The organism is Pseudomonas sp. BJP69 (assembly GCF_007633355.1).
Classification (GTDB): Bacteria; Pseudomonadota; Gammaproteobacteria; order Pseudomonadales; family Pseudomonadaceae; genus Aquipseudomonas; species Aquipseudomonas juntendi.
Genome location: NZ_CP041933.1, coordinates 838648 through 850182 on the forward strand (window position 1 = coordinate 838648; position 11535 = coordinate 850182).

The 11535-nt window shown below is 64.4% G+C and carries 8 protein-coding genes and 2 pseudogenes; 4 read left to right on the plus strand and 6 right to left on the minus strand.

Annotated elements, in window-relative coordinates; translation table 11 throughout:
- Positions 1 to 46: 46 nt before the first annotated feature.
- Genes ptsP through FPB55_RS03980 form a run of 3 tightly spaced genes read left to right on the plus strand, consistent with a single transcriptional unit; the run spans position 47 to position 5583 of the window.
- Complete coding sequence (ptsP, locus tag FPB55_RS03970) at positions 47 to 2899, plus strand: phosphoenolpyruvate--protein phosphotransferase (RefSeq protein ID WP_070085853.1); 2853 nt, start codon at positions 47 to 49, stop codon at positions 2897 to 2899.
- Positions 2900 to 3847: a 1-phosphofructokinase gene (gene pfkB, locus FPB55_RS03975; RefSeq protein WP_054890464.1), complete on the plus strand. Its 948-nt coding sequence runs from the start codon at positions 2900 to 2902 to the stop codon at positions 3845 to 3847. It abuts the gene before it with no gap.
- A complete protein-coding gene (locus tag FPB55_RS03980) occupies positions 3844 to 5583 on the plus strand; it encodes a PTS fructose-like transporter subunit IIB (RefSeq protein WP_009682710.1) in 1740 nt (579 codons plus the stop codon). Before pfkB ends, FPB55_RS03980 begins: the two co-directional genes overlap by 4 nt.
- Positions 5584 to 5681: 98 nt before the next feature.
- Here the strand turns inward: FPB55_RS03980 and FPB55_RS03985 are convergent, their stop codons facing one another.
- On the minus strand, positions 5682 to 5900 hold the full coding sequence (locus tag FPB55_RS03985) for a DUF3820 family protein (protein WP_054890463.1): 219 nt from the start codon (positions 5898 to 5900) through the stop codon (positions 5682 to 5684).
- A 201-nt stretch (positions 5901 to 6101) separates the two neighbouring features.
- Between FPB55_RS03985 and FPB55_RS03990 the strand changes: the two genes are divergently transcribed.
- Positions 6102 to 6578, plus strand: coding sequence for a PA2169 family four-helix-bundle protein (locus FPB55_RS03990; protein WP_009682712.1), 477 nt, complete (start codon positions 6102 to 6104; stop codon positions 6576 to 6578).
- On the opposite strand, the gene FPB55_RS03995 is transcribed toward FPB55_RS03990, so the two are convergent.
- The 5 genes and pseudogenes from FPB55_RS03995 to FPB55_RS04020 form a co-directional block, all read right to left on the minus strand.
- Complete coding sequence (locus FPB55_RS03995; RefSeq protein ID WP_144187570.1) at positions 6575 to 8065, minus strand: sensor domain-containing diguanylate cyclase; 1491 nt, start codon at positions 8063 to 8065, stop codon at positions 6575 to 6577. The two genes, FPB55_RS03990 and FPB55_RS03995, sit on opposite strands and share 4 nt — an antisense overlap.
- 572 nt (positions 8066 to 8637) lie before the next feature.
- On the minus strand, positions 8638 to 9972 hold the full coding sequence (locus FPB55_RS04005) for an OprD family porin (protein WP_029888075.1): 1335 nt from the start codon (positions 9970 to 9972) through the stop codon (positions 8638 to 8640).
- A 205-nt stretch (positions 9973 to 10177) separates the two neighbouring features.
- Positions 10178 to 10402 (minus strand): hypothetical protein, encoded by a 225-nt coding sequence (locus FPB55_RS04010; RefSeq protein ID WP_029888076.1) that lies wholly within the window; start codon positions 10400 to 10402, stop codon positions 10178 to 10180.
- 195 nt (positions 10403 to 10597) lie between these two features.
- A pseudogene (locus tag FPB55_RS04015) lies at positions 10598 to 11035 on the minus strand (ATP-binding protein); the annotation flags it as partial.
- Positions 11036 to 11090: 55 nt separating this feature from the next.
- Positions 11091 to 11528, minus strand: a pseudogene (locus FPB55_RS04020) (ATP-binding protein); the annotation flags it as partial.
- Positions 11529 to 11535: the final 7 nt, after the last annotated feature.

The window sequence follows — 11535 nt, forward strand, 5'->3', positions numbered from 1 at the left end:
CAACAATACTCCAGTACCCCAACGGGAACTGCATAAGGAGAAGGTCATGCTCGAGCTCGCCAAGGAGCAGATAGCCATGGGTCAGACGGCAGCCGACAAGGCTGAGGCCTTGCGCCTGCTGGCCGACCGGCTGGTTACCGATGGCCTGGTTGCCGACGGGTACTTGCAAGGGCTGCAAGCCCGTGAGGCGCAAGGCTCTACCTTCCTTGGCCAGGGCATCGCCATTCCCCATGGTACGCCGCAAACCCGTGACCTGGTGTATGCCACCGGCGTACGCCTGTTGCAGTTCCCTGAAGGGGTGGACTGGGGTGATGGGCAGATGGTCTACCTGGCCATTGGCATCGCTGCGCGTTCCGATGAACACCTGCGCCTGCTGCAACTGTTGACCCGTGCGCTGGGCGAAACCGACCTGGCCGAAGCGCTGCGCCGGGCCAGCTCCGCCGAGGCGTTGCTCAAGCTGCTGCAAGGCGCGCCGCAAGCGCTGGCCCTGGATGCGCAACTGGTCGGCCTGAACCTGCCGGCCGAGGACTTCGACGAACTGGCCTGGCGTGGGGCCCGGCTGTTGCAGCGCGCCGACTGCGTCGACAGCGGTTTTGCCGCTGTGCTGCAGCAGGCCGAGCCGCTGCCGTTGGGCGAAGGCCTGTGGTGGCTGCACAGCGAGCGCCAGGTGCGCCAGCCAGGCCTGGCCTTCGTCACCCCGCAACAGCCGCTGCGCTACCGTGACCAGCCGCTCAATGGCCTGTTTTGCCTGGCCAGCCTCGGCGCGGCCCACCAGGCCTTGCTGGAGCGGCTGTGCGAAGTGCTGATCGAAGGCCGCGGGCAGACGCTCTACCAGGCCACCAGTAGCCGTGCGGTGCTGGAGGTTCTGGGAGGCGAGGCGCCGCCAGACTGGCCCTGCGCCCGCGTGGTGCTGGCCAACCCGCATGGGCTGCATGCCCGCCCGGCCAAAGTGCTGGCGCAACTGGCCAAAGCCTTTGAAGGGGACATCCGCGTGCGCCTGGCCGACAGCGCCCAGCCAGCGGTGTCGGTGAAGAGCCTGAGCAAGCTGCTCAGCCTGGGTGCCCGTCGTGGCCAGGTGCTGGAATTGCTGGCCGAACCCGCGGTTGCCGCCGATGCCTTGCCAGCGCTGCTGGCCGCCATCGAGCAGGGCCTGGGCGAGGAAGTCGAGCCGCTGCCACAGGGCACCAGCGCTGAACCGGAGGCCGCGCCCGAGGTGGTACAAGCGCCACCGGCCGGGAGCCGCATTCAAGGCGTGGGCGCCGCCCCAGGCATCGCCAGCGGCCCCGCGCACGTGTGTGTCGAGCGCGAGTTCGACTACCCCCTGCGTGGCGAGTCGTGCACGCAGGAGCGGCAGAAGCTGCGCGACGCCCTGGCGGTCGTGAGCAGTGAACTGCAGGCGCTGGTGCAGCGCAGCGACAAAGCCATTGGCGAGATTTTCGTCACCCACCAGGAGATGCTTGCCGACCCTGCCCTGACCGACGATGTCGAACAGCGCCTGGCCCAAGGCGAGAGCGCCGCCGCCGCGTGGATGGCGGTGATCGAGGCCGCGGCCCGCCAGCAGGAGGCCTTGCATGATGCCTTGCTGGCCGAGCGCGCCGCCGACCTGCGTGACGTGGGCCGTCGCGTGCTGGCGCAGTTGTGCGGGGTGCAGGCGCAAGTGGAACCCGAGCAGCCCTACGTGCTGGTCATGACCGAAGTGGGCCCATCCGATGTCGCCCGGCTGGACCCGGGCCGGGTGGCCGGTATCGTCACCGCCCAGGGCGGCGCGACCGCGCACAGCGCCATCGTCGCCCGGGCCCTGGGTATCCCCGCCGTGGTTGGCGCAGGGGCCGCGATACTGCTGCTGCAAAGCGGTACACCGCTGCTGCTCGATGGCCAGCGCGGTACGGTCAGCGTGGCGCCGCCGGCCGATGAGCTGCAACGCGCGCTGGCCGAGCGCGACCAGCGCGAGCAGCGTTTGCAGGCTGCCTGGGCCAGCCGTTTCGAGCCCGCGGTTACCCGTGATGGGCATGCAGTCGAGGTGTTTGCCAACATCGGCGAAAGCACTGGCATCGCCAAGGTGGTGGACCAAGGTGCCGAGGGCGTGGGCCTGCTGCGCACCGAGCTGATTTTCATGGCGCACCCTCAAGCGCCGGACGTGGCTACCCAGGAGGCCGAGTACCGCCGTGTGCTCGATGGCCTGGACGGGCGGCCGCTGGTAGTGCGTACCCTGGATGTCGGCGGTGACAAACCGTTGCCGTACTGGCCGATTGCCGCCGAAGAAAACCCGTTCCTTGGCGTGCGCGGCGTGCGCTTGACCCTGCAGCGCCCGCACGTCATGGAAGACCAGTTGCGCGCGTTGCTGCGGGCCGCCGACCAGCGGCCGCTGCGTATCATGTTCCCCATGGTCGGCCAGGTGCACGAATGGCGTGAGGCGCGGGCCATGGTCGAGCGTTTGCGTGCCGAAATCCCGGTCGCCGACCTGCAACTGGGCATCATGGTCGAGGTCCCCTCGGCAGCCCTGCTGGCGCCACAGCTGGCCCGCGAAGTGGACTTTTTCAGCATCGGCACCAACGACCTGACGCAGTACACCCTGGCCATCGACCGTGGCCACCCAAGCCTCTCGGCCCAGGCCGACGGCCTGCACCCGGCGGTGCTCAGCCTGATCGACATGACGGTGCGTGCCGCCCATGCCCATGGCAAATGGGTCGGTGTGTGCGGGGAGCTGGCGGCCGACCCGCAAGCGGTCGCCGTGTTGCTGGGCCTGGACGTGGATGAACTCAGCGTCGCCGCGCGCAGCATTGCCGAAGTCAAGGCCCTGGTCCGCCAGGCCGATCACCAAACGGCCCGCGCCCTGGCGCGCGAGGCCCTGCAACAGGACAGCGCGGCAGCGGTACGCGCGCTGGTGGAGCGTTACTGAATGGCCAAGATCCTCACCCTTACCCTGAACCCGGCGCTGGATCTCACTATCGGCCTGGGCACCTTGCGCCCAGGGCAAGTCAACCGCAGCCAGGCGCAGCACAGTCACGCCGCCGGCAAGGGGCTGAATGTCGCCCAGGTGCTGGCCGACCTGGGGCACAGCGTAACCGTGGGCGGCTTCCTCGGGGGTGACAACCTGCAACCGTTCGAGGCGCTGATCGAAACCCGCGGCTTCGCCGACTGCTTTGTCCGCGTGGCGGGTGAAACCCGCAGCAACATAAAGCTGGTCGAAGCCGATGGCCGCGTGACCGACATCAACGGCCAAGGCCCGCAGGTGGACCAGGCGGCGCGCGATGCCTTGCTCAGCCGCCTGGCCCAGGTCGCGCCAGGCCACGATGCGGTGGTGGTGGCCGGCAGCCTGCCGCGTGGGGTCAGCGCCGAGTGGTTCCAACAATTGCTCGAACAGCTCAAGGCCCAAGGCCTCAAGGTGGCCCTGGACAGCAGCGGTGAAGCTTTGCGGGCCGGTTTGCAAAGCGCGCCGTGGCTGGTCAAGCCCAATACCGAAGAACTGGGCGAAGTGCTCGGCGAGGCAGTGGTTACCCAGGCCCAGCAAGGCGCCGCTGCCGAGCGCCTGTTGGCCAGCGGCATCGAACACGTGGTGGTATCGGCGGGTGAGCAGGGGGTCAGCTGGTACATGCGCGACCGCGTGCTGCACGCAGTCCCGCCCACGGTGCGGGTCGCCAGCACGGTGGGGGCAGGGGATTCCCTGGTCGCCGGCATGGTGCATGGCCTGCTGCAGGGCGAAGCGCCCGCGCAGACCCTGTCCCGGGCCACCGCCATCGCCGCCCAGGCCGTCACCCAGGTTGGCTTCGGCATCTGCGACCGTGAGCAACTGGCTCGGCTGCAGGCGGCCGTGCAACTGACAGAACAACAAGAGGGTTGCCGATGAACATTGCCATTGTCACCGCCTGCCCTAATGGCCAGGTGTCGAGTTTGCTGAGTGCCCGCTTGCTGTCTGCCGCAGCCCAGCGGCGCGGTTGGAGCACCAGTGTCGAGGTGCAGGATGCCGAACACCCCGAGCGGCAACTGAGCGCGACGCAAATCGCCGAGGCCGACTGGGTGCTGGTGGTCAGCACCGGCCCGGTTGACCTGTCCCGCTTCGTCGGCAAGCGCCTGTTCCAGAGCACGCCGTCGCAGGCCCTGGCTGACCGCGAAGGTTTCCTCGATGAGGCGGCGGCCAACGCCCGCTTGCTGACGGATGTGCCAGGCAAGCCGGCGCTGGAAGAGCGTTCTGCCGGCGTTAAGATTGTTGCAGTCACAGCCTGCCCGACCGGTGTGGCTCACACCTTCATGGCCGCGGAGGCTTTGCAGCAGGCAGCGCAACAAGTGGGCTACCAGCTCACCGTGGAAACCCAGGGCTCGGTCGGCGCACGCAACCCGTTGTCTGCCGAAGCCATCGCCCAGGCCGATGTGGTGCTGTTGGCCGCCGACATTGAGGTGCCCACCGCCCGCTTTGCCGGCAAACGTATTTACCGCTGTGGTACCGGGGTCGCCCTCAAGCAGGCGCGGGCCACGCTGGACAAGGCCTTGGCCGAAGGCAAGGTGGAAAACAGCGCCGATGCCGCGGCGGCCGCGCCCGCCAAGGGTGAAAAGACCGGGGTGTACAAGCACCTGCTGACTGGCGTGTCGTTCATGCTGCCGATGGTGGTGGCGGGCGGCCTGCTGATCGCGCTGTCATTCGTGTTCGGCATCGAGGCCTACAAGGAGCCCGGCACCTTGCCGGCGGCGCTGATGCAGATTGGTGGCGAAGCGGCCTTCAAACTGATGGTGCCACTGCTGGCGGGCTATATTGCCTGGTCTATCGCCGACCGCCCCGGGTTGGCGCCGGGCATGATCGGTGGCCTGCTGGCGAGCACCCTGGGTGCCGGCTTCATTGGCGGCATCGTGGCCGGTTTCCTGGCGGGCTACAGCGCCAAGGCCATCGCCCGCTGGGCTCGTTTGCCCAGCAGCCTGGAGGCGCTCAAGCCGATCCTGATCATCCCGTTGCTGGCGAGCCTGTTCACCGGCCTGGTGATGATCTACGTGGTCGGCCAGCCGGTTGCAGCCATGCTGGAAGGCCTTACCCGCTTCCTGGACAGCATGGGCACCACCAACGCCATTCTGCTGGGGCTTTTGCTGGGCGGCATGATGTGTGTCGACCTTGGCGGGCCGATCAACAAGGCCGCCTATGCGTTCTCGGTGGGGCTGCTGGCCTCGTCGAGCTACGCCCCCATGGCCGCGACCATGGCGGCGGGCATGGTGCCGCCGATCGGCCTGGGTATCGCCACCTTCATTGCCCGGCGCAAGTTCGCGCAAAGCGAGCGCGAGGCCGGTAAGGCGGCCCTGGCGTTGGGGCTGTGCTTCATCTCGGAAGGGGCGATCCCGTTTGCTGCCAAAGACCCGCTGCGGGTTATTCCGGCCAGTGTCGCCGGTGGTGCGTTGACCGGGGCATTGTCGATGTACTTCGGCTGCAAGCTGATGGCCCCGCATGGCGGCTTGTTCGTGCTGCTGATCCCTAATGCGATCAACCACGCGCTGCTGTACCTGTTGGCAATCGTCGCGGGCAGTTTGCTCACGGCGGTGGTCTATGCCGTGATCAAGAAGAGTGAGCGGGTAGAGCTGGCTGTGGCGCCCGTTAAAGGCTAGCGGTTTGTATAGGCAGTACTGGCCTCTTCGCGGGTAAGCCCGCTCCTACAGGAATTTCGCAGGCTTGCAGAGTGCGCGGGCCACCTGAGGGAGCGGGTTCACCCGTGCTTCTGCCGCAATGGCTTTAGCAGATCACCCAGGCCGTTATGGTCGATCTCATGCATCAACGCCAGCAACCTCCCCAGTTCCCCCGTAGGGAAACCCTTGCGTGCGAACCAGGCCAGGTAGTCTCCCGGCAAGTCGGCAATGCATCGCCCCTGGTATTTGCCGAAGGGCATCGTGCGGGTCACCAACAGTTCCAGGGTTTCGGGTTTCATCAGAAGAGACCGGGTTGTGACGAAGCGCCGACCATACTGCAATCTGCACGAGCGCCCAAGCGGTAATCATGCAGAACACCGGTATCCGGCTTTTCTGGTTGTTATCTAAGCTGTTGATATTAAAGAATATTCAAGATCATTCCAGGTTGGCACGAACACTGCTCCTATCCAGATGACTATCACCTGCCAAGGAGCTTTACCATGAGCAACCCGAACAAAGACGTGATCGATGTACTGAACGACCTGATCGAGTACAGCAAGGACGGCGAGAAAGGTTTTCGTGAGTCGGCCGATGATGTCAAGAACCCGGAGCTGAAATCGTTCTTCGCCCAGCGCGCCGGCGAATGCGCCAATGCGGCCGGTGAACTGCAAAGCGAAGTGCGCCGCCTGGGTGGCGACCCGGAAACCTCTACCAGCTTCAGTGGCGATCTGCATCGCGGCTGGGTCAACCTTAAGTCGATGGTCACCGGCAAGGATGAAGAAGCAGTGCTCAACGAAGTGGAGCGCGGCGAGGACCATGCCCTGAAGGCTTATAAGGAAGCCCGTGAGAAGCTGGTTAAACTGGGCCGCACTGCCTCAGACACTACCTATGCCCTGGTGGAGAAGCAACTGCAAGGCGTGCAGCGTAATCACGACCAGGTGAAAGCACTGCGCAACGCTGCTCGCGCCCGCTCTTAAGGCTCTGGGCCCTCTACCCGGTTACGGCCTTTGGCCTTGGCCCGGTAGAGGGCCTCGTCCGCGGCACCCAGCAACCTGGCCAGGTCGTACTGGGTGCCGGACAGACCGATGCCGATGCTGACCGTGACCCCACGGGCATCATCGGCAAACGGTACAAGTTCTTCTACACTCCGGCGGATGCGCTCAGCCATTACCTGAGCACCTGCCAGGTCGGTCTCCGGCAGTACTACCTGAAACTCCTCCCCGCCGTAGCGCGCAGCCAGATCTGCAGGGCGTCTCAGGCATGCCTCGATGGCCTTGGCCACCTCGCGCAGGGCATGGTCGCCACCGGCATGACCATGGCGCTGGTTGAATGCCTTGAAATGGTCGACATCCACCATCAGCAACGCCAACGGCATGTGATTGCGCTGCGCCCGCGCCCACTCCTGCCGCAATACCTGGTCTAGCCGCCGGCGGTTTGCCAGGCCGGTGAGGCTGTCGGTAGCTGCCAGTGTCGCCAAGCCCTGTTCGGCTTCGTGGCGGCGGCGCAATTCCCGGCCCAGCATCAAGGTGAGCCAGAGGATGCCGATGCACAATACGCCCGTGGCGACACTGACCACCGTGGCGGTACGGCGCCACGACTGGAACACCTCGTCAGCTGAATGCTGCACCAGCACGATCAGCGGTAACTGCGCTACCCGGGCGAAGGTGAACATGCGTGGCTGGCCGTTACTGGTCGCGGGGGCGGTGAAACTCCCGTGCTGCTCGCGGAGAATGCGTTTGAAATTCGGCCGAGTGGCAAAATTGGTACCGATCTCAAGCGTTTCCGGGCGCGAGGTTTGCCGGGCGAGCAATTGCCCATCCGTGTTCAGCAGGCTGATGCTGCTGTCGTCGCCGATGTCCAGGCGCCGGAACAGGTCGTTGAAGTACGACAGGCGCAGCGCCCCGGCGGCGACCCCGGCAAACTCGCCTTGCGGCCCGGAAATACGCCGGCTGAAGCTGATGCACCAGTCCAGGTCACCCAGTTTGGCCTTGAATGGCGGGCCCACCAGCAGCCCCAGGTGAGCATTGTGCTGGTGCGCCCTGAAGACCCCGGTATCGCCAAAGTTGGCCTGGCGCGGCACGCTGCTGGTGGAGTCACCGACCACGTTGCCTTGCTTGTCCAGCCAAAGCACGTCACCGCGTTGGCGGTCGACGAACGCCTCGTTGAACAGCAGACGCTGGCGCAACGGGCCGGGAATTTCCGGAAGCTCCTTGCGCCCAACGGCCCAGATCAACCCTTTGAGCGATTGGTCGTAGAGCTCGGCATTGCGCAGGATGTCGCTTTCGATCAGTTGCACGATGTTGTTGGCTGAACGCACGGCCGACTGCTCGACGCTGTCCCGCTCGCGGGCCAGCAGGTAGCTGACGATCGCCACGATAGCGAGCACGGCAAGGCAACTGCCCAAATTGAGGGTCAGCTCGGGGTGCGACCTGTAAAATGCTCGAGGCGGGGATTGGGTGGGCATGGTCGCTACTGCAGGGGCAGGGCTATTCGCGGCGGCGGTATTCTAGGGAAGCACGGATTGTCGGACAAGATTTGTCCGACGGAATCACGCTGTACTGCATGTTGGATTTACGCTGAACCCTGTGGGAGCGGGCGTGCCCGCGAAGCAAGTGTTGCGGTGTATGGCACCGGCTTCACCGGTGTTCGCGGGCGTGCCCGCTCCCACAGGGATCGCCTCAGCGCTGACAGGTGATTGCCACAAGGTATGGCAGCGCCTGTTAGAGCGAGCGCCGCCCGCGCGGCGCAATCGCGAGCTGCGCTCGCTCCTACGTTTGTTTCGGGCCAATTATTCCTGTGGGATTCGCGCGCGAACGCCTTGGTGCATGCCTCAATATCGCGCCGTACAAACAAGGCGGCCGCGCGCGCCTGTCACAGGCGTTACTGGCCCGAAACAAACGTAGGAGCGAGCGCAGCTCGCGATTGCGCCGCGCGGGCGGCGCTCGATCTCACAGGCGCTGAAGATGCTCCGGCTACCCTTGCCAGGAACCATAGAATCTCCCACAGGCGTTCAGGTGTGCTGCCTGCAAACGAGGGTCAGAACACGTTCACGGGGTAATCGACGATCACCCGCAGTTCATCGTTGTCGCTGTTGCTGTCGATCGAGGCATAGCCCTGGCTGCCACGGTGGGTGGCATAGCGCACCAGCACCGACAGGTCTTTAAGGTCACCCTCCTGGAACACGTACTTCAAGTCCAGGTCGCGTTCCCAATGCATGGCGTTCTTGCCATCGGCACGGTAGTAGTCGTAATGGGTGGTGTCCTGGGTGGCCTTGGTCAGGTCCGCTTCGCCGCGCGAATAGGACAGCGAGCTGGTCAGGCCAGGTACGCCGACACCTGCGAAGTCATAGTTGTACTGCAGCTTCCACGACCGCTCGTTGGGGGCGTTGAAGTCCGAGTACATGCGCGAGTTGTCCAGGTACACGCTGTCGCCCAGGTTGATGTAGTCGAACGGGGTGTTGCCATTGACCCGCTGGTAGGCGGCGGTGACGCTGTGGTACCCGGCGTTGACGGTGAAGTGCACGCTGTAGGTGTTGTTGTCGATCTTGCCCAGCAGGGCCTGGCCGGTGTCCTGGGTGTGATAGAAGTGCACACCGGGGTTCAGGCTGACCAGATCGCTGACCACGTAGGTGTAGTCGAAATCAGCGTAGTACTGGTTCCAGATGTCCTTCAGTTCGGCGGCGTACAGGTTGGCGGTGATGTTCGGCGTACCGCTCCAGGAGGCACCAGCCCAGTTCAGGTGCTTGCTCTTGTCGTGTTCGTCGAGCGAGCCGTAGTAGGTGTCGATGCGGCGGTGGCCACTCTGGTTGTACGGGTGGGTGAAGCTCACCTGGCCGCCTTCGAGCAGCAAACCGTCGACGCTGGTGTTGGTCAGGCTCACACCGCGGAAGGTTTGCGGCAGCATGCGGGTTTCGCCGCCGGCAATCACCGGGTTGGTGAGGAACAGGTCACCGGCCTTCAGTTCGGTGTCGAAGGCTTTGAGCTTGACTGCAGCGCCAGCGGTGGAAAACGAATGCGGCGCAGCACCCAGTTCGCCGTCGTCCTTGATGTGCGCTGGCAGGATGCTGGTGCCGGCATGGCCGCCGCCACCGTCGAGCTTCAGGCCCAGCATGGCATGGGCGTCCAGGCCAAAACCGACCGTGCCTGGGGTGTAGCCCGACTCGAACCGCGCCACTGCGCCCTGGCCCCACTCGCGGGTATCGCGCACGCCGGCGTTGTGGTTGTCGCGGTTGAAGTAGGCATTGCGCAAATGCAGATTGAAGGACGACCCTTCGATGAAGCCATCAGCCTTGTCTTCATCTGCCTGGGCGGCGCAAGGGATCGTTGCAGTCAATGCAATGAAAAACGGGGTGAAACGAAACGCGGAAGGCACCGGTAGAAGCTCCTTTGGTCTGACGGTGGGGCAGTTTTTATTTTGAATGTGCGTCTTTCTTATGGGTAAACGTTACAGCCGGGCTGAGAGTTACGGGCACATAAAAAAAGCCGCTGATGGGCAGCGGCTTTAAAAGGCTAACATATCGGCACAGGCTGTGCCCATGGCGTAGCCAAGGGAAAGTGGAAGCAACAACAGCGCCTGATCAGCTGTCGGCTTTGGCATCGACAGAGGCCTTGGAAGCGGTCTGTTCAGCATCTTTCATCACGTCGGCCTTGTGTGCGGCAACGCTTTCGCGGGCCTCCTGGTGCACGGCGGCGAGTTCGCTGTTACGGTTGACGAACGCCGGCGATTCTTCGGCCATGGCCAGGGGCGACAACAACAGGGACGACAGGACGAAAACGCTGGCAATACCCATACTGTTGGACATTTGAAACTACCTTCTTGCTGTGCAAGTGCTAATGAAGACGGGCTAAAGTTAGTCCTTTCATTGCACTTGATACAGAGCGAAGTGCGATAAGCACTGTTGCGCAAAAGGTAAAGATGTACGCAAAAAGCAATAGGGCTTTCGTCTGCAAGCCGCAGGCTAGACGCGGCCTTTGCAGCCCCGACAATTGCCGCCCGGTCATTGAACCAGGGGCTGCTTCGCACCCCATCGCGACACAAGGCCGCTCCTACAGGTCGGGAGCTGGATACCGAAAGTATTCGCCCCGGCTTCACTGCGCACGAACACGTCCCCGCCATGCATCAGCGCAATCGCCTTGACGATGGCCAGGCCCAAGCCATGGTTACCGCCCCCGCTGTTGCTGCGCGCCGCATCCACCCGGTAGAAACGCTCGAACAGCAGCGGCAGGTGCTCGTCGGCAATCGCAGGCCCCGGGTTGCTCACGGCAATGCTGACCTGCTGGGGCCCGGGGACGATCCTTACCTGGATCGCCTGGTGCGGCGCCGTATGCTGCACGGCATTGTTCAGCAGGTTGATCAACGCCCGGCGCAATTGGGCTTTTTCGATGGGAACCTGGGCATCGCCACCGACGCTGACCTGCGCGTCTTCGAGAATGTAGGAGCGGCCTTGTGTCGCGATGGGCTGCATGGCAGCCCCGGCAATTGCCGCCCTGTCACTGAGCCAGGGGCTGCTTCGCACCCCATCGCGACACAAGGCCGCTCCTACAGGTCGGGAGCTGGATACCGAATGTATTCGCCCCGGCTTCACTGCGCACGAACACGTCCCCGCCATGCATCAGCGCAATTGCCTTGACGATGGCCAGGCCCAAGCCATGGTTCCCGCCCCCGCTGTTGCTGCGCGCCGCATCCACCCGGTAGAAACGCTCGAACAGCAGCGGCAGGTGCTCGTCGGCAATCGCAGGCCCCGGGTTGCTCACGGCAATGCTGACCTGCTGCGGCCCGGGGACGATCCTTACCTGGATCACCTGGTGCGGCGCCGTATGCTGCACGGCATTGTTCAGCAGGTTGATCAACGCCCGGCGCAATTGGGCTTTTTCGATGGGAACCTGGGCATCGCCACCGACGCTGACCTGCGCGTCTTCGAGAATGTAGGAGCGG